Raw genomic sequence first — 17,721 nt, 5'->3', positions numbered from 1 at the left:
TTCATCGGGTATTGAGCCTCGTATTACGAGTTTGCTTGCTTTAATGTGGATAAGGAGGAACCTGTCTGAAAGGCGATTCTTGCAGTGCACCCTCCGGAGTCGCGATTGACCAACTCAAAGTCCCAATGGAAGCGTTGGCACAAGTCGTCGACAATCAATAAACCTAATCCATGACCATTCGGATTGTACTGTTCCTGAAGGCCTTCACCTTGGTCTTCAATCACAAGAGTGTCTTGGGAAAGAGTGATAGTTACGGTGCCACTATTGGTCGCAGCAATCGCATTTCTCAACAAGTTTCCGACCAACATGTTCATTATCGCGCTTGTGGCTTGAATTATAGGCTCAGATTGAATGTGAAGGGATATCTCGACTTGCTTCTCATCTGCTTGTAATGAATTCTTGGAAACGATAGCTTCCAACTCTTGCTGACTGAACAAGCGCAGCGGTGCATCGTCACTGTTTCTTTCGTAACGAACTAGGCCAAGCAAAGCATCGACCATCTCAGACATCTGAACAATGGCTTCATCAATGCGTTCAACCTGCCGAGATTGAAACTCGGTGGTTTCGCTTCTTAATAGCAATTTATTCGCACCACGAGCAACGGTTAGTGGTGTTCTTAACTCATGGCTTGAGTATCGAGCAAAGGCTTGTTCACGCTTGACCAAGGAATTGATTTCTCGACGATACTGATTCAGTTGATCGGTTAGCTGACGAAATTCAACTGCCGCATCATCGCTCACACCGAACTCTTCGTTGAGATTGAGTTTATTCGACTCAAGTTGCTCAGACAGAGAGTTGAATGGTTCAATCAGTCGTTTTGAGAGTCGATAGAGCAGAGCACCAAAACTAAAAATTAAGATAGAAAGTAACGTGAGCACAAAGGCGGTCGCGTACACAAGTTCAGAAATAGCAAATTCAACACGGTCTATTTCGGAAAGTAGGATTATTGGGTGGGTTTTTCCTTTGTCAGAATACTCGCCAACATAGACCATTCTTGACTCTGGCTCTTCGCCGATCTCTCCGAGAAAGCTCTCTTTATTTGCAATGAGCTTATAATATTCGAGAGGTACGAATGACGGGTCGTTATAGGCGACTGTCAGATCATCAATTCTTAACTCACCACTTTCTCCGGCTTGAAATAGCTCGACGGCGTAATTGCGGTCAATCAAGATGCGTCTTTCACCGACCCGGTCTTCAGACATATAGAGCGCGACAATAAAAACGACATAGACGAACGCAGACACAATCACGGCCATTAGCCCAAAGAAAACAGCTAAGCGGCCGGTGAGGGTTTTAGTGCTTGTCAGAAAGTTGGAAATCAATTCGATGACTCCAAGCGGAATCCTATTTTAGGAACCGTAATCAACATTTGACTGTCAAAAGGCTTGTCGAGTTGATTTCGTAATTGATAGATGTGACTGCGCAGCACATCATTATTGGGTTCATCTTCTTCCCATAATTTGTAGGAGATATCTTCACGAGTCACCACTTCTGGTGCGTTTTGGCAGAGCATCTCAAGTATGGTGTAAGTGGTTGGGTTTAGCGCAAGAAGCTTATCTTGGCGGTAAGCTTTACGGGTTTTTTGGTCGATGGTGAGTTCACCGAACTGAAGTTTTGAAGAGGCTACTTTTCCGCGGTAACGACGAACTAGTGCGTTCATTCTTGCTTCTAAAATATCCAAATCAAAAGGCTTGGTTAGATAGTCATCGGCACCATGCTCAAACCCTTTCAACATATCATCGCGGCTATCTAGCGCGGTCAGCATCAAAATAGGTGTCGCGTTGCCTTGGTCTCGCAATTTATTACAAACCGTGAGGCCGTCCATTCTTGGCAACATCAGATCCAATATGATGATATCAAATGAGTTTTCCAACGCGAGTTGCAGGCCGAGCTCGCCGTTGTCCGCATAATCGAGTTCCATACCAATACACTCAAAATAATCAAACAAGACACCTGCGATTTCACGGTTATCTTCGACTAATAGAACTCGTTTCATTTTGATTCTCATACAGAAATAGACGGTAACATTATCCTGAGTGAGCGTGAAAAATATGTCAATAACATAACTTTCACTTATGGGAGGGTAGATTGGATTCAGATTAAAAAATAGAAGAACGTATTATGTCTGAACTTCATATAAGCCGCCCTAAGATATCTACATCGCAGATCAACCCTGCGGTTTCTCTGTCTATCATTGTGCCTTTTTACGATGAACAAGAGGTATTGGAAGAGTTCCACTCTCGCCTTACCAAGGTGCTGGATAGCTTACCCATCACCAGTGAAATCGTTTATGTCGATGATGGCAGCAAAGATAACAGCTTGGAGTTGGTGAGTTCATTCACTTCAATCAATAGCTCAATTTCTGTTATCGGTTTAAGCCGTAATTTTGGCAAAGAATCAGCGATGAGCGCAGGCCTTGAGCACTGTCGTGGACAAGCGGTGATTTTGCTAGACGCTGACTTACAAGATCCACCTGAGCTTATCCCGCAAATGATTGCCAAGTGGCGCGAAGGTTATGACGTCGTCAATATGCAGCGCAGCCAGCGTGATGGTGAAACATGGTTTAAGAAGTTTTCAGCAGCGAGCTTTTACAAAGTCATGAACGTGGCTGCGAAGATTGATGTTCCTGAGAATGTGGGTGATTTTCGACTGTTAAGCCGCGAGGTTGTCGACCATATCAATCAGCTTCCAGAACGTAACCGCTACATGAAAGGCATTTTTTCATGGCCGGGTTTCCGACAAGCGACACTCCAATTTAAGCGTGATGCTCGCTTCTGTGGCGAGACCAAGTGGAACTATCTGAAACTCATCGGATTGGCGATGGATGGCATCACATCATTCTCTATCCGCCCACTGCGTATTGCGACGGCAGTTGGTGGATTAGTGGCGCTTACTGCTTTCGTGTATGGCGTCTTCATCGTGTTCAAAACCATGATGTTTGGTGAGCCAATTACGGGTTATCCGTCAATGATGGTCGTGCAACTTGCACTTGGCGGAATCCAACTGTTGAGTATTGGTTTAATGGGGGAGTACATAGGTCGTATTTTCATCGAAACCAAGAATCGCCCTCTTTATCTGATCCAATCGGTCGTTGATACACCCGCATTGAAAACACATTTTAAATTAGAGGAATCAGCATGAGTCTGAACAGAACGCGTCTATGGTATTTGTTGGCTTTTGCACTAGTTTTAAGGCTTTTATCTTTGGCGACTTATCCGTTAATGGACACCACTGAAGCGCGCTATGGAGAAATGGCTCGCTTGATGGTAGAAACTGGCAATTGGTTAACCCCTCAGTTTGATTACGGTATTCCTTTTTGGGGTAAGCCACCGTTGTTCACATGGATGAGTGCTGCTGGTATTGAGTTGTTCGGCTTGAGTGAGTTTGCTGTGCGTGCTCCGCATTGGTTAGCAGGTTTCGCGACGATTCTATTGGTCGCGTATCTGGCGAAGCGTACGGGACAAAGTGCCTTAGTGGCGGCTGTTGTATTGGCAACATGTGGGATTTTCTCTATCGCCGCGGGTGCTGTGATGACCGACATGGCGTTAACGTTAGCCATGACCATCGCGATGCTGGGCTTTTACTTATGTTGGCTCGGTGGAGAAGACTGTAAAGGCGAAGGAAGTGAGAGAACCAACAAAACCTGGGGTTACGTTGGATTTGTAGGCTTGGCGTTGGGCTTGCTTGCAAAAGGTCCTGTTGCGATTGTGATCATGGGTATCGCAGTATTCCCTTGGTTGCTATTACAACATGGTATCTTTGGGGCTTTTAAAGTGTTGTGGCAACGCTTTCCACTGTTGTCTGGTTTAGGTGTCATGCTGGCGATTGCCTTGCCTTGGTACATTATGGCTGAAATGGCTACTCCGGGCTTTATTGATTATTTTATTGTTGGCGAACACTTTAAGCGTTTTGTTGTGAGTGGTTGGGAGGGCGATTTATACGGTTCTGCTCATGATGAAACCAGAGGCATGATCTGGGTGTTTTGGATTCAGGCCGCTGCGCCGTGGTCGATTGTATTACCTATTTTAACTTTCGCTCGTCGCAAGAAAATTGCGGAAATTAACGCTGAGAATAGTGGGTTGTTTTCATTCCTTGTCTGTTGGTTGATTTCGCCACTGATTCTTTTCACTATGGCGGGCAATATTCTCCCTGCGTACGTACTGCCGGGGATTCCAGCCCTTGGGATGCTGGTTGCTATACTTGTGGTAGAAAAAGATAAGAAGTGGTTTTCGAGTGTGGCTTTGGTGCTACCTGTGCTGTTAATGATTGCGATGGTTTACCTGAACTTAGGGAAGGCGAACGAGAAAAGTGACCGTATTATTTTTGAACAGATTACGGATTCTGCGCCAAGTTTTTATGTGGGTAAAAGACCATTCTCAGGGCAATTTTACAGTCATGGGCAAGCGAAAAAGCTTCTTGATATCGAGCAACTAAATGGCATTGATAAGTTCTATCTGATTGGTAAAAGATCTGAAGTGGAAACCAAGATTAAAGAGAACGCATTAACGTGTATTCTAGAGCCAACGGTGAAAATAAAGCGTGCTTTGTTCAGCTGCCATCACCAGAGCAACACACCAAATTTTTCGTTGAATCATATTGAAAGTGAAAATGATGTTCAGCGTTAACTCAAGGCTACGAATGTTCAATGACAAGCTTCAATCACATAGCCAAAGACTACAGTCCCACCACAAGATGGTTAGATTTGCTGTGGTTGGTGTTGGTGGGTTTGTTGTTGATTGTTTGGTTTTTGCATTGCTGCATTATGTTGTTGGGCTGCCTTTAATGATGGCGCGAATTAGCTCCTTTATTGCTGCTGCAACGACGACATGGTTGGGTAATCGTATACTGACTTTTGAATATAAAGGGCGAGGTCATTGGTCTGAGAAGCTGATTCAGTGGCAAAAGTTCATGTTTACCGCATCAATATCAGCGGTACCTAATTTGCTGTGCTTTAAGCTGATGACGGAATTGCTTCCTACCTTTATCGGAGCTGTTTTTATCGCAATGGCAGTGGGGACTCTTGTCGGAATGGTCACCAATTACCTATTTAGCCAGTATTGGGTGTTTACGCGTTAGATAAGTAGGTAACCCCTTTGGTTAGCATCTGAGCATCTGAGCATCTGAGCATCAGAGTATCTAAGTATCTAAGTATCTAAGTGGCTAATCCGCTAGCCATTGGTAACGGGCACAAAAAAGCGCAGCTAAATAGCTGCGCTTTGTGTTTTTACCATAGCGAAGTCAATGGGTCGCTGTCTTAACGTTGTGCTGCGCGCTGGCGATTCTTGCCGTTACTCACAGGTTTACCACCTTGACCATTACCCGCTTTGTTACGGTTTGGCTTGCCATTCCCGCCGCCATTGCCTTGAGATTGCTGACTAGCAGGGGCTTTTTTGATGAAGCCCGTCGCTGGTTTATGCGCGTTACCATTGCCGTTCTGCTTTCCGTTGCCCTGATTGCCATTACCTTGGCTACCCGTTGGCTTCTTACCGCCCGGTTTTGGCTTATTGCCACCTGGCTTAGAATGGTTACGTGGGCTTTCGCCACCAAGACCTGGTTGAGACTTACTGTGCTTAGTCGCAAAGCGCTGTGAGCCGTGACGACCAGACTTACGACGCTGCGCCGGTGTCTGAGCTTCAAAATCTTCTTCTGGTACTAGACAGTTTGCTTTGTCACCAATTAGGTGTTTTTTACCCATGCTGATTAGCGCTTCACGGATGATCTTCCAGTTTTCAGGATCGTGGTAACGAAGCAGCGCTTTATGCAGACGACGTTGACGATCACCTTTCGGTACAGGAACATCTTCACGCTTCTTATATTTCACGCGTTTCAGAGGGTTGGTCTCTGAGTAGTACATCGACGTTGCATTACACATCGGCGATGGATAGAAGTTCTGTACTTGGTCACACTCGTAGTTGTGCTTTTTCAGCCACATTGCAAGGTTAAGCATGTCTTCATCTTCTGTGCCCGGGTGAGCAGAGATGAAGTAAGGAATTAGGTACTGTTTCTTACCGGCTTCAGCGCTGTATTTCTCGAACATCTCTTTGAAACGATCGTAAGTGCCCATACCCGGCTTCATCATCAGATCCAGTGGGCCTTTTTCAGTATGCTCTGGAGCAATCTTCAAGTAACCACCAACGTGGTGAGTCACAAGCTCACGAACGTATTCTGGAGATTCAATCGCTAAGTCGTAACGTACACCAGAAGCGATCATGATCTTCTTAACGCCCGGTACTTTTCTCGCAGAGCGGTACAGGTCGATGGTGTGTTGATGGTCTGTGTTTAGCTTTTCACAGATTTTCGGGAACACGCATGATGGACGACGACAGTTAATTTCTGCTTTAGGATCTGAACAACCTAAACGGTACATGTTCGCCGTTGGGCCGCCCAAATCAGAAATAGTACCGGTGAAGCCCGGCACTTTATCTTTAATGTCTTCGATTTCATCCAAGATAGATTCTTTCGAACGGTTCTGGATGATGCGACCTTCGTGCTCTGTGATTGAACAGAAAGAACAGCCACCAAAACAACCACGCATGATGTTAACCGAGGTTTTGATCATGTCGTATGCAGGGATTTTCGCTTTGCCGTACATAGGGTGCGGAACACGCTTATAAGCAAGGCCAAACACGTAGTCCATCTCTTCTGTGGTCAATGGAATCGGCGCTTGGTTAACCCAAAGTTCGCGATCACCGTGACGTTGAATCAGAGCACGACCTGAGTACGGGTTTGTCTCAAGGTGCAGAATACGGCTAGCGTGAGCGTAAAGAATACGGTCATTGTTTAGCTTTTCGTAACCTGGGATACGAACCGCGGTTGTTTTTGCGTCGTGACGAGAAGGACGAATAGTAATAGGTTGCGCTTTTATTTCTTCTTTTTCGTCTTTCTTAGTATCACACTGGGTTTCAACTTCGTAAGGGTTAACCGGAACGTACGCTTTGTTCGGCTTTTCGATACGAGAAGAGTCAATGATCTTGAAGCCTTCTGGGGCAGCAGGAAGATTGATAGCAGTACCGCGGATATTGGTCAGCGTAGACATGTCTTCGCCATCGGCAATGCGGTGTGCCACTTCAACCAGTGCACGCTCAGCGTTACCAAAAAGAAGAATATCTGCTTTTGCGTCAAACAATACAGAGCGACGAACTTTATCTGACCAGTAGTCGTAGTGAGCAACACGGCGCAAACTTGCTTCGATACCACCAAGAACGATTGGCGTGCCTTTGTAGGCTTCGCGACAACGTTGGGAATAAACTAGAGTTGCACGGTCAGGACGCTTGCCACCTTCGTTGTTTGGCGTATAAGCATCATCGTGACGTAATTTGCGATCAGAGGTGTAGCGGTTGATCATGGAGTCCATGTTACCCGCTGTAATGCCGAAGAATAGGTTAGGTTTACCTAGCTTCATGAAGGCGTCTTTATTGTCCCACTTTGGTTGCGCAATAATGCCCACGCGGAATCCTTGAGCTTCAAGAAGGCGACCAATGATAGCCATGCCAAAGCTCGGGTGATCGACATAAGCGTCACCAGTTACAATAATAATGTCACAGCTATCCCATCCAAGAGCATCCATCTCCTTTCTACTGGTAGGCAAAAAGGGTGCAGTTCCGTAGCACTCGGCCCAGTATTTTTTGTGTTCGTGAATAGGAGTGATATCGCTGTACATATTTCAACCTCTGATTTTTGAGGCGGGAATTATAGCGGCATGAGCCTAGACTAGCCAGTAGAACATGCCCCTGTTAGTTTTGATGTCTTTCGTATTTTTACGGTAAATGGCGACAGAAGAGCCATACATCAGCATAGTTGAAGCCTTGAATCTCGTCTCTAATTTATGATTTTGATTAGTGTTCGCACCAGTTTTTGATATTATTCGCGAAAATAAGTTTGAAGAAGTAGATCCACAATGGTCGAAACGTTATTAGTACAATTTGCTCCGATGCTATTAGGAGCCCAACTGATCTTAACCCTCATCTTAGTGAAAGGGGATATTTGCCCGGGACAACGTGGCCGCATTCACAAGATGTTGCCTGCAATTGGCGTGCTGTGGCTTGCCGTTGCCTCATTAAGAATTGAAGCATTTCTTGTCGTGTTCGCGATCTTTTATTTCTATTCTCAAGTTCAAACCAAGAAGACTCGAGATTCTGGCCCTATTTGGGTGATGTATTTAGCTTGTGGTTTAGCACTGTCATACGTTGCTATACAAGCGACGGAGCAAGCAACCACAGTCGGTATTATTAGCACTTTATTACTCGTGGTTTTATTGGGGGCAGCGTTTGGTCATTTACTGCTGACGATTGCAAGAACACGCTTACAGGCTTTTCACCGTGTTCTGCCCGTTGTTGGTGTGCTGACGGGGATGTTGGTGGTTTTGGCGACGGTCATCAATGTTTACTCTCTGTCTGAAGCTCAATTAGAGCCAATGATTTCAACTCTGCTGTTTAGCTTTGCTTTGCTAATCTCAGCTATCGTGGTGTGGTGTTGGCATTTATTGTTCGTTAAAACCCCTGAAAAGCTTCAGCTGACTATTTCATTGTTGATGTTATTGGCGGCGGCTGTTGGTTTAACGCCAGTTTGGGCGATGTAGGCGGTTACTGATCTCACAAGCCTTTCGGTGTTGAATCGAAAAAGTGTGATCTGTTTTTTAGCGTGGTGTTGGTAAGCGTTCTAAACTTAAATCTAGTCGGTGTGTTCGTTAGGAGTACGGGATGGATTTAAGCAACGTCAAAGGTTTCGATAGCATTATTTTGCTGGGAATCGTGAATGAAAAACTTCGCTTAGAATGCGATAGCTTTGAAGAGCTGATCAGTATGTATGAAATGGATATAGAAAGTGTCGTGGGCAAGCTTGATATGTTGGGCTATCAATACGACCCACTGACTAATCAGTTCAAGTCTTACTCAAGATAAGCTCACAATGAGAGTTTCTTCTATCGTGGATTAACACTCATTACCTGTTGTCGGTATTGGCAATAAAAAAGTCACAGATAATCTGTGACTTTTTTTGTTTCTGGCGCATATCTATCAGGTTCAACGCAGGCATAAACTAACCCAACAACGAGTCTCTTAAACGACCTCAATGCCATCTAGGTGACTCTTACTTTGCTGTCTTGCCGTGCTAAAGAAAGCTTGTAGGTAACGTTTGTCTTTTTCTGAGTTTCTTACCGCTGCGAACAACCTTCTTGAAAGCCCGTTACCCAATGGTTTACTGGCGATTAACCCTTGTCTCGAAAATTCACTGATTGCCCAATTAGGTAAGGCCGCAACACCTAAACCTGCCGATACCATTTGCACCAGCATCAATGTGTTGTCTGCTTGTTTCCATTTCTTTGGTTCAACGCCTGCTGGTTGCAAAAAGTGTTTCACTACATCGAGACGCTGTTTTTGAACCGGATAAGAGAGCATGGTTATATCGCTAAGATCTTGCGGTTCTATGCTCTGTTTTTCTGCCAAAGGTGAGTTGATTGCAGTGATCAAACGCATCTCAAAATCAAAGAGAGGTTCGTAGTGAACTTCAGAACGGGGCTGTATATCAGAGGTGATCACCAAATCGAGTTCTCCAGCCATCAATGCCGGTAGAGGCTCGAACCCAAACCCTGACGAGAAATCTAAGGTCACGCTTGGCCAAGCAACTTGGTATTCCTTCAAAGCGGGCATTAGCCATTGGAAGCATGAGTGACACTCGATCGCCATGTGCAATCGGCCATTCACATCCTCTTTTAGGCTTGCGAGTTCGTTTTCAGCTTTGGCGATTTGTGGCTGTATCTCATCAGCCAGTTTTAACAAAATTTCGCCTTCCGAGGTAAATTTAACCGGCCTTGTTTTACGCAAAAAAAGCTGACCGCCAATTCGAGCCTCAAGGTCTTTCAACTGGTGAGAAAGTGCCGACTGAGTCAGATGAAGAGAAGTTGCAGTCGCGGTTAGCGAGCCGCTGTCTCTCAAGGTGGTCAATGTTCGAAGGTGTTTAAGCTCTATCATGAGTATTCCTCATATTCCCTAAGCCAATTCAATATTTCTTAATAATCACCCTACGGTGTTTTTGCTCTCCTGTAAACGTCTAGATGTCCAGATGGATTTAAACTGTTCATCTTTGGATGATTCAAGATGAATATTATTAATAAACAAGATGAATATTTGGACCTTGTTCATCGTTCAGATTAGGGAGATAGTTTAGCCATCCAGACGCCTTTGTTAAAAATACAATCATTACAGGCAGTCTGACCGGAAATTAAAATTATCGAATAAGGAACAGACACATGACGACAACAACGCATATTCTTGGCTACCCACGTATCGGTGAAAAACGCGAACTCAAATTCACTCTCGAGAAGTACTGGCGCGGTGAGATCGATCAATCTGAGCTCAAGCAGACCGGCAGTGAATTAAGAAATCGTAACTGGAATGTACAAGCTGACGCGAATCTAAGCTTTGCAACTGCGGGTGACTTCGCATGGTATGACCATGTACTAACTACGACTCTACTTCTAGGCCACGTTCCCAAGCGCCATGCTGGTGGATCAGAAGATGAAAAAGCCTTCCCAGATTTAGATACCTTGTTCCGCGTTGGTCGTGGTCAGTCTCAAGTTCAATCTACTTGCTGCGGTGGTTCGCATACGTCGAATGATGTCACTAAAGACAGTTCAGCTGCTTCTGACATGACCAAGTGGTTCAACACTAACTACCACTACATTGTTCCTGAGTTCAGCAAAGATGACTCTTTTGAAGTAAGTTGGCCTCAACTGTTTGATGAAGTGAATGAAGCGATTAAAGCAGGACACAAAGTTAAGCCTGTACTCCTTGGGCCACTCTCTTACTTATACCTAGGCAAAGAAGTGGAAGAAGGGTTTGACCGCTTATCTCTACTTCCTCGCCTTCTTACCGCGTATCAAGCCATTTTGGCAAAGCTCTCAAAGCTTGGCGTAGAGTGGGTCCAAATTGATGAGCCAATCCTGGCTTTGGAGCTTGATAATCAGTGGGTAGATTCATTCAAGCTGGCTTACCAAGTGATTCAAGGCGATGTAAAACTACTACTTACCACTTACTTTGATTCGGTCACAGATACATTAGATAAAATCGTAGATCTGCCTATCAACGGCTTACATATCGACTTAGCAGCAGCACCGCAGCAACTCGATGAAGTGGTTAATAAATTACCGGAAGATTGGGTACTTTCTGCGGGTGCAATCAATGGACGCAATGTGTGGCGAGCTGACTTAGCCGCGCAGCTTGAGTTACTGCAACCGGTGAAAGACAAACTAGGAGATAAGCTTTGGATCGCAAGTTCATGTTCATTGCTGCATAGTCCTGTTGATTTGGAGTTAGAAGAAACGCTCAGCGAAGAAGTGAAGAGTTGGTTTGCCTTTGCAAAACAGAAAGTGACCGAGGTGAGCTTGTTGGGTGCGGCGTTAGACGGCGATCAAAAGGCCATTTTGGCGTGTGAGACTTACAGCCAACCAATTGTTGCCCGTAAGAGCGCGATTCATGTGAACAAGCCACAAGTTCAGGCTCGTATCAATACCATTACCAAAGCACTGGCAGAACGCAGTGCTCCATACGCAGAGCGTGCAGCGCATCAGTCTGAAGTTCTCGGCTTACCGCTGTTACCAACCACAACCATTGGTTCGTTCCCACAGACAGGAGAGATTCGTCTTCAGCGTAGTGCTTACCGAACTGGCAAACTGAATGAAGCGGAATACACAACCGCATTGAAAGGTCATATTGCTGATGCGGTTAAACGCCAAGAAGCCTTAGATTTGGATGTGCTTGTGCATGGCGAGGCGGAACGCAATGACATGGTGGAGTACTTTGCAGAAAACCTAGCAGGCTTCCAAACCACTAAGTTTGGTTGGGTACAAAGCTATGGCTCTCGCTGCGTGAAACCGGCGATTGTGGTTGCGGATATCGAGCGTGAAAAACCAATGACGGTCGAGTGGTCGACTTATGCGCAATCTCTGACCTCGAAACAGATGAAAGGCATGCTGACCGGACCCGTCACTATTCTATGTTGGACATTCCCTCGTGAAGACATCTCACGCAAAGAGATCACTAACCAACTGGCGTTTGCTCTACGTGATGAAGTGTCTGATTTACAAGACGCAGGTATTAACATAATTCAAATCGATGAGCCTGCTATTCGCGAAGGTTTGCCTTTGAAAAAACGCGACCATGCAGAGTACTTAGAATGGGCAGTGGATGCCTTTAAGATCTCAGCGGCGAGTGCTAAACCAGAAACTCAGATTCATACCCATATGTGTTATAGCGAGTTCAACGAGATCATTGATTCAGTGGCCGCGCTAGATGCCGATGTGATCACCATTGAGACTTCTCGCTCGAACATGGAATTGCTGAAAGCGTTTGAAGAGTTTAACTATCCGAATGCGATTGGACCTGGCGTTTATGATATTCACTCGCCAAACATCCCTTCAGAAGAGTGGATTGTAGATTTACTTAAGAAAGCGGCAGAAAAAATACCTGCAGAACGTTTGTGGGCAAACCCTGATTGCGGATTAAAGACTCGTAACTGGGCAGAGACAGAAGCGGCACTTACTAACTTAGTTTCGGCGACGAAGACACTGCGTAAAGAGTGGGGATCCGCTGAGGCATAATTTAGTCTAAGATTTGATTGACCCTCTACTCCACGATGAACCACAAAAAAGGCCTCGCATTTGCGAGGCCTTCTGGTTTTATGCTTGTTCGAATATCGAATCTAGCTGCTGCTCTGGCAAGTCTCTTTGCTGATCAGCTTTTCAACCATCAGTTGTCCGCGTGTATTGCGAATTTTGATGTTGTAAGCTAAGCCCATGTCGAGGTTAGCTCTTACTTCAGAGTTGGTGCAGTAGCTATTCACACTCATATCTACAACTTGGTTTAAAGGCTTAGCACCTTTTGCATCTTGGTTGTAGATCATCATGATTTCGACGACAGTATTTTTTGCTAGCACACGCATGATAGAGAGTGGACCATACTCAATAGGTAGGCCAGCAGATAAAACGCCCGCACGATGGTGAGCCATCATCTCTAACTGTCTTTGTTTGTCTTGTTCACTTGATGAGCTACAGCCTGCGAGTAGGGCAATAGCCAGTGACCCAATAATCCATTTTTTCACGTTAAAATACTTTCTTGAATGGTTTAACAATTACATTCTGGTAGACACCAGCAGCGATGTACGGGTCTGCATCAGCCCATGCTTGTGCGTCTTCCAAAGAGTTGAATTCAGCAATAACAGTAGAACCAGTGAAGCCTGCTTCGCCAGGGTTATCGGAGTCAATGGCTGGCATTGGACCTGCTGTTAACAGTCGGCCTTCGTCGTGAAGTGTTTGTAGGCGTTCTAGATGTTGTGGGCGAACACTTAGGCGTTTTTCTAATGAGTTTTCGACGTCTTGAGAAAAAATCACGTACCACATGTTGAGATATCCTTATGTTACTTCACTGAATTAGAGCGATTAAATTAGTTATCTGGCTAATTTACGCGAACTAATCGGTATTGGAAGAGTTAATGATAAGAAATTGTGAATTGGTGCGAGGTGAATTGGTACGAGAGAGTTGTATGGTCTTTAGTAATTTCATTTGCTGAAACTAAAGACCATTTGCGTTAATGGCTTAATGAAAAACGTTATTTGTTGATTGAGCGAGGTTTACCGCTTTCGTCCACGGCAACGTAGTTGAATGTCGCGCCACATACCTTGTAACGATCGCCAATACCGTGATCAAGTACAGGCTTAACCCAGACTTCTAGGTCGATATTCATCGAGCTACGGCCAATCTTGGTGCAGTCGCCATAAACACAGACCACATCGCCAACCGACACTGGCTGTTTGAATTCGATGCTTGATACTGACACGGTGACTATCTTGCCGTTAGAGATCTCTTTCGCCAGTATCCCGCCAGCAAGGTCGAGCTGAGACATTATCCAACCACCGAAAATCTGGCCTGCTGCATTGGTATCAGAAGGCATCGCCAAAGTGCGAAGAAGTAAAGAACCAATCGGGTTCAAAGTTGATTGAATAGTCATTGTTGTACTCTTAATGGTATTGATTGTTTTAAATTTAAATAGATGTGTTTGCGGGGTTCGCGGTGGTCGTATTTTTAACGTATTCACCGAACACAAACAATCAGTGGCCAATGATCACGAGTATCATTGGCCACTGTTAAATCGCATATTGATAATAATTGTATCAAAAAGGGGGTGAGGACTCATCCCTAAGGGTTATTTCTCCTCGGTATTTTTACCTGAGAGCTCTTGTTGCGTATCGTTTTGTGTTTCTTGGTCTCTTTGCTGATGCTTATCTTTTGGCAAATGTTGGTCTTTTGGTAAATGTTTATAGATATAAACGCCCGTTAGTAAGGTAAATGCAAAAGTAGCGATCAGTAAGCCAAACACTTTGAAGTTGACCCACACATCCAATGGCAGGTTGAAAGCAACGTAAACATTGAGGATCGCACACAATGTGAAGAACAGAGTCCAAGCCCAGTTGATCTTGCCCCATACTGCTTCAGGAAGAGAGATCTCTTTACCCAACATGCCTTTAATCGCTGATTTGCCCATTAGGTGACTGACTGTAAGGCCGATAGCAAATAGCGCATAAACGATGGTCACTTTCCATTTTATGAAGTTGTCATCATGCAAAAAGATGGTCATGCCACCAAATACGGCAACCATTAGAAAGGTGATGATCTGCATTTTTTCTACTTTCTTGTAGATGATGTACGTCAAAATGATTTGTACTGCGGAAGCAACAATCAATGCACCTGTAGCCGTGTAGATGTCGTACATCTTGTAAAGCGCAAAGAAAATAATGAGAGGAATGAAATCAAGAATTTGCTTCATGTGGCACTGACTATCCAGTTAGTTGAGTTGCAGACAGTCTAACCAAAACTGTCTCGATGCTAAATAGCTCGAGACAATTGGATGCCAATTAATTACATCTAACCGTTTTGGCGAGTTTAACCCCAATAAAGGATTGAAGCGCCCAATCGAGATTAAGAACGTTATTGTATTGATGTGGTTTGGTAGCGAGGTATTAGCTTCTTGATATCTTCAAGGTAACCTTCGCTCTTTAAACTGTCTAAGGTATTCTCGAGCTCTTGTTCACTCATGGCAAAACATGTCGATTTGCCGGTCGTTAGGTCAAGGTATTCGTGATATTCACGCTCTGTGAAGTGGCCAATTCTGTCCATTAATAGGGTTTTAATTCCATGGTGAATTAAGCCGTAATATGTATGTCTTTGTAAGGTCATAGCCTATCCTCCGTGACAAGCTGCAATGTTATTGGTGCAACCTGCTGTATATTGGTTGGGTTATCTATGACAAAGCAATTCGAATGCCATTTTATCCATTGGGATAGAATTTCTGACGCAAAAAGTTGAATTAATTTTCTTTTCAACTAGTTAAAGAAACGTCCGTTCTAAACTCTAAACACCAATACGTAGCTACCGGAAAATAGTTTCATTTTGAGAACGGTAAAATTCTCATTATGACGATCTATTAAAGCTACAGTGGGGGCTTTCCAAAGATGATTGCCGCTAATCGACGAGCCAATCAACCAGCGTAGATAAGGATGTATTTTGTCGATTCTTGGGTTGCAGTAAGAAGTAACCATTTCCAGAGAAGACACTGCCTTCACTCACTTTCACCAATCTACCCAAATCAATATCTTGCTTGGCCAGCGTGATGTCGCCTATGGCAATACCAAACCCTTGAATGGCTGCGTTCATCGCTTGATCGAGCGTCGCGAATTGTTGGTTGTTCTTGCTTGAAAGGTCGTGGCTGCCTATGTGTTCCAACCAAAGCCGCCAATCACTCTGCTCATTGTTGGCGTGCAACCAAGTGTATTGGGCGAGCTTGTGTGGCTTGATGATAGTAGAAGCGCTACTTACAAGATGGCTTTGCGTAATGCTTTGAGCTTGGCAGACCGGAGCCAGTTGCTCGTTGAACAATAACTGGCTCACTATCGATTGTTGGCTTGGCTTCTTACCATAGGTGATTACGGCGTCAAACGGGTCAAAGCTTGGTTCAAAAACGTGCTTGATGGTCGACGTGAGTTCGACATCAATTTCAGGATAGGCTTGCTGAAAAGACATCAACTTGGGTAGCAGCCAAGAGGTAATACAACTTGGTGCGTTGAGCTTGATCTTCGATGGAGAGCTGGCAACTTGATTTAACGCCGATTGCAGTTGTTGGATGGTATCTTGAATCAGCGGAACCAGTTCTTCTCCCTTAGGTGTTAATGACAACCCGCGAGCATGTCGGTAGAAAAGATCGCACCCGAGACTTTCTTCAAACGACAATACCTGACGACTCACTGCACCTTGCGTAACATTCAGCTCATGTGCCGCTCGCGTAAAATTGAGGTGCCTTGCCGTCGACAAGAACGCGAGCAAGGTTTTAGTTGAAGGAAGTGTGCGATTCATATCTTTACCTATGATTTTTTATCATGGCTATTATGTGATTATTTCGATTCATTTATCAATAGTGTTCTGTTTGAATGTAAATACTTAATCATCATTTGTGATTCAATATGTGTATAGGTCACATTTATTGAATATGAAGGCAATGATGAAGACATTGTGATTTTGTGAAAGGGATAGCTTCTTGACATCTTTTATTGATAGCTTAGTACCTCAGGCTGTAAAAAAATTAATACCTTATCAATCGGCAAGAAGAATTGGTGGTGATGGACGTGTTTGGTTAAACGCCAATGAATTGGAAAGCTCGCTGTTTCAAGGAGAAGCAAGTCACAACCGATACCCAGACTTCTTACCACAAGATATTGCTAAGGCTTACCAAGATTACTGTGGCACTGATGCCGCGACGGTTGCTGTCCGTGGTGCAGATGAAGCGATTGATTTGCTGATTAGAACATTCTGTAAGCCGGCGAGCGACAACATACTTATCTGTTCTCCAACCTATGCGATGTATGAGTTTTGCGCCGATGCATTGGCGATTAATACTTTAGACTCTCCATTGCAGGAAGACTTCAGCCTTAACGTCGCTGATATAGTGAATAAAGCGGAATTGGCTAATATCGTGTTTCTTTGCTCACCAAACAACCCTACGGGCAATGTGATCCCTAAATTGGATTTGATTCAGGTACTGGAAGGCACGATTGGCAAGTCGCTAGTGGTAGTCGATGAAGCGTATATCGAATTTGAACCACAAACTTCAGCGGTGAGCCTTATTGCGCGTTATCCGCATTTGGTTGTGATTCGCACCTTGTCTAAGGCGTTTGGATTGGCTGCGGTTCGATGTGGCTTTATCTTAGCGAGTCAAAATGTGATGCAGTATGTCGCGAAACTGATTCCCCCTTATCCAATGCCAGATTGCTCATCTCAAATAGTGCTAGACGCATTGTCTGATGAACGAATTGCGTTGATGGAAAGCGCGACGTTAAAGTTGGTTGAATTGCGTAATCGGTTTGCTTGTGAGCTAACGCGGTTTGAATTTATAGAACAGGTTTACCCTTCATCGACTAATTTCGTTTTGCTACGTCAAAAACCGGGGCACCATGTGTTTAGCGTATTGGCGAAGGATGGCATTGTGACAAGAAACCAAAACCACGAACCTGCTTTGCGTAACTGTGTACGAATCAGTATTGGTAGCCAAGAGAGCATGCTAGAAGTGATAACGTCACTAACACGCTACCAAACCGAATTAGAAAAGAATCAACAAGGCAAACAATCTCAGCATAAAGAAACTCAATCTCAACTCGATAAAGATCATATCTAGGATGGC

Annotated in this window: 17 protein-coding genes; 7 read left to right on the top strand and 10 right to left on the bottom strand. The window is 44.5% G+C overall.

Annotated elements, in window-relative coordinates; genetic code table 11:
• Positions 1–23 precede the first annotated feature (23 nt).
• Complete coding sequence (locus AB6D80_RS04340) at positions 24–1,322, bottom strand: HAMP domain-containing sensor histidine kinase (RefSeq protein ID WP_017101036.1); 1,299 nt, start codon at positions 1,320–1,322, stop codon at positions 24–26.
• Positions 1,319–1,996, bottom strand: coding sequence for a response regulator transcription factor (locus tag AB6D80_RS04335; RefSeq protein ID WP_009846415.1), 678 nt, complete (start codon positions 1,994–1,996; stop codon positions 1,319–1,321). Before AB6D80_RS04335 ends, AB6D80_RS04340 begins: the two co-directional genes overlap by 4 nt.
• Before the next feature lie 125 nt (positions 1,997–2,121).
• Here AB6D80_RS04335 and AB6D80_RS04330 point away from each other — a divergent pair, with 125 nt between their 5' ends.
• The 3 genes from AB6D80_RS04330 to AB6D80_RS04320 are packed head-to-tail and all read left to right on the top strand — an operon-like array spanning position 2,122 to position 5,076.
• Positions 2,122–3,141 carry a glycosyltransferase family 2 protein gene (locus AB6D80_RS04330; RefSeq protein ID WP_017101037.1) on the top strand — a complete coding sequence of 340 codons (1,020 nt, stop codon included), beginning with the start codon at positions 2,122–2,124 and terminating at the stop codon, positions 3,139–3,141.
• Positions 3,138–4,625, top strand: coding sequence for an ArnT family glycosyltransferase (locus tag AB6D80_RS04325; protein ID WP_372187852.1), 1,488 nt, complete (start codon positions 3,138–3,140; stop codon positions 4,623–4,625). The genes AB6D80_RS04330 and AB6D80_RS04325 overlap by 4 nt, the downstream gene beginning before the upstream one ends.
• The gene (locus AB6D80_RS04320) at positions 4,612–5,076 is read left to right on the top strand and encodes a GtrA family protein (protein ID WP_012603650.1); all 465 of its coding nucleotides are present in this window, start codon (positions 4,612–4,614) and stop codon (positions 5,074–5,076) included. Before AB6D80_RS04325 ends, AB6D80_RS04320 begins: the two co-directional genes overlap by 14 nt.
• Positions 5,077–5,254: 178 nt before the next feature.
• On the opposite strand, the gene AB6D80_RS04315 is transcribed toward AB6D80_RS04320, so the two are convergent.
• Positions 5,255–7,660 (bottom strand): YgiQ family radical SAM protein, encoded by a 2,406-nt coding sequence (locus AB6D80_RS04315; protein WP_408063605.1) that lies wholly within the window; start codon positions 7,658–7,660, stop codon positions 5,255–5,257.
• A gap of 237 nt (positions 7,661–7,897) precedes the next feature.
• Between AB6D80_RS04315 and AB6D80_RS04310 the strand changes: the two genes are divergently transcribed.
• On the top strand, positions 7,898–8,578 hold the full coding sequence (locus AB6D80_RS04310) for a hypothetical protein (RefSeq protein ID WP_009846420.1): 681 nt from the start codon (positions 7,898–7,900) through the stop codon (positions 8,576–8,578).
• Positions 8,579–8,699: 121 nt separating this feature from the next.
• On the top strand, positions 8,700–8,900 hold the full coding sequence (locus AB6D80_RS04305) for a DUF4250 domain-containing protein (protein WP_009846421.1): 201 nt from the start codon (positions 8,700–8,702) through the stop codon (positions 8,898–8,900).
• A gap of 156 nt (positions 8,901–9,056) precedes the next feature.
• Here AB6D80_RS04305 and AB6D80_RS04300 read toward each other — a convergent pair whose 3' ends face one another.
• The gene (locus AB6D80_RS04300; RefSeq protein ID WP_009846422.1) at positions 9,057–9,968 is read right to left on the bottom strand and encodes a LysR substrate-binding domain-containing protein; all 912 of its coding nucleotides are present in this window, start codon (positions 9,966–9,968) and stop codon (positions 9,057–9,059) included.
• Between the two features lie 278 nt (positions 9,969–10,246).
• On the opposite strand from AB6D80_RS04300, the gene metE reads away from it, so the two are divergent.
• The gene (gene metE, locus AB6D80_RS04295) at positions 10,247–12,595 is read left to right on the top strand and encodes a 5-methyltetrahydropteroyltriglutamate--homocysteine S-methyltransferase (RefSeq protein ID WP_371694384.1); all 2,349 of its coding nucleotides are present in this window, start codon (positions 10,247–10,249) and stop codon (positions 12,593–12,595) included.
• Positions 12,596–12,696: 101 nt separating this feature from the next.
• Here metE and AB6D80_RS04290 read toward each other — a convergent pair whose 3' ends face one another.
• The 6 genes from AB6D80_RS04290 to AB6D80_RS04265 all read right to left on the bottom strand — a co-directional run bounded on the left by AB6D80_RS04290 (position 12,697) and on the right by AB6D80_RS04265 (position 16,400).
• Positions 12,697–13,095, bottom strand: coding sequence for a GspS/AspS pilotin family protein (locus tag AB6D80_RS04290; protein WP_029223165.1), 399 nt, complete (start codon positions 13,093–13,095; stop codon positions 12,697–12,699).
• Between the two features lies 1 nt (position 13,096).
• On the bottom strand, positions 13,097–13,393 hold the full coding sequence (locus AB6D80_RS04285) for a YciI family protein (protein ID WP_012603655.1): 297 nt from the start codon (positions 13,391–13,393) through the stop codon (positions 13,097–13,099).
• Between the two features lie 209 nt (positions 13,394–13,602).
• On the bottom strand, positions 13,603–14,001 hold the full coding sequence (gene yciA / locus AB6D80_RS04280) for an acyl-CoA thioester hydrolase YciA (protein ID WP_009846426.1): 399 nt from the start codon (positions 13,999–14,001) through the stop codon (positions 13,603–13,605).
• A 195-nt stretch (positions 14,002–14,196) separates the two neighbouring features.
• Positions 14,197–14,817, bottom strand: a complete 621-nt coding sequence (locus AB6D80_RS04275) for a septation protein A (RefSeq protein WP_009846427.1) — start codon at positions 14,815–14,817, stop codon at positions 14,197–14,199.
• A gap of 161 nt (positions 14,818–14,978) precedes the next feature.
• Positions 14,979–15,227 carry a hypothetical protein gene (locus AB6D80_RS04270; protein ID WP_017104260.1) on the bottom strand — a complete coding sequence of 83 codons (249 nt, stop codon included), beginning with the start codon at positions 15,225–15,227 and terminating at the stop codon, positions 14,979–14,981.
• A gap of 285 nt (positions 15,228–15,512) precedes the next feature.
• Entirely contained in the window at positions 15,513–16,400 is an 888-nt protein-coding gene (locus tag AB6D80_RS04265; RefSeq protein WP_009846429.1) for a LysR substrate-binding domain-containing protein, read from the bottom strand.
• Positions 16,401–16,581: 181 nt separating this feature from the next.
• Between AB6D80_RS04265 and hisC the strand changes: the two genes are divergently transcribed.
• Positions 16,582–17,715 (top strand): histidinol-phosphate transaminase, encoded by a 1,134-nt coding sequence (hisC, locus tag AB6D80_RS04260; protein WP_017104259.1) that lies wholly within the window; start codon positions 16,582–16,584, stop codon positions 17,713–17,715.
• The last annotated feature ends 6 nt before the right edge of the window (positions 17,716–17,721 follow it).

It is taken from the genome of Vibrio sp. 10N.247.310.17 (assembly GCF_041466605.1).
Classification (GTDB): domain Bacteria; phylum Pseudomonadota; class Gammaproteobacteria; order Enterobacterales; family Vibrionaceae; genus Vibrio; species Vibrio tasmaniensis_A.
This window is presented reverse-complemented; position numbering and strand designations above follow the sequence as displayed.

Bases quoted from the DNA above. Each gene is read 5' to 3' on its own strand.
- AB6D80_RS04325 (WP_372187852.1), top strand. From the start codon at position 3,138: ATGAGTCTGAACAGAACGCGTCTATGGTATTTGTTGGCTTTTGCACTA.
- yciA (WP_009846426.1), bottom strand. From the start codon at position 14,001: ATGACTATTCAATCAACTTTGAACCCGATTGGTTCTTTACTTCTTCGC.
- AB6D80_RS04330 (WP_017101037.1), top strand. From the start codon at position 2,122: ATGTCTGAACTTCATATAAGCCGCCCTAAGATATCTACATCGCAGATC.
- AB6D80_RS04265 (WP_009846429.1), bottom strand. From the start codon at position 16,400: ATGAATCGCACACTTCCTTCAACTAAAACCTTGCTCGCGTTCTTGTCG.
- AB6D80_RS04320 (WP_012603650.1), top strand. From the start codon at position 4,612: ATGTTCAGCGTTAACTCAAGGCTACGAATGTTCAATGACAAGCTTCAA.
- AB6D80_RS04300 (WP_009846422.1), bottom strand. From the start codon at position 9,968: ATGATAGAGCTTAAACACCTTCGAACATTGACCACCTTGAGAGACAGC.
- metE (WP_371694384.1), top strand. From the start codon at position 10,247: ATGACGACAACAACGCATATTCTTGGCTACCCACGTATCGGTGAAAAA.
- AB6D80_RS04335 (WP_009846415.1), bottom strand. From the start codon at position 1,996: ATGAAACGAGTTCTATTAGTCGAAGATAACCGTGAAATCGCAGGTGTC.
- AB6D80_RS04305 (WP_009846421.1), top strand. From the start codon at position 8,700: ATGGATTTAAGCAACGTCAAAGGTTTCGATAGCATTATTTTGCTGGGA.
- AB6D80_RS04310 (WP_009846420.1), top strand. From the start codon at position 7,898: ATGGTCGAAACGTTATTAGTACAATTTGCTCCGATGCTATTAGGAGCC.
- AB6D80_RS04315 (WP_408063605.1), bottom strand. From the start codon at position 7,660: ATGTACAGCGATATCACTCCTATTCACGAACACAAAAAATACTGGGCC.
- AB6D80_RS04275 (WP_009846427.1), bottom strand. From the start codon at position 14,817: ATGAAGCAAATTCTTGATTTCATTCCTCTCATTATTTTCTTTGCGCTT.
- AB6D80_RS04285 (WP_012603655.1), bottom strand. From the start codon at position 13,393: ATGTGGTACGTGATTTTTTCTCAAGACGTCGAAAACTCATTAGAAAAA.
- AB6D80_RS04270 (WP_017104260.1), bottom strand. From the start codon at position 15,227: ATGACCTTACAAAGACATACATATTACGGCTTAATTCACCATGGAATT.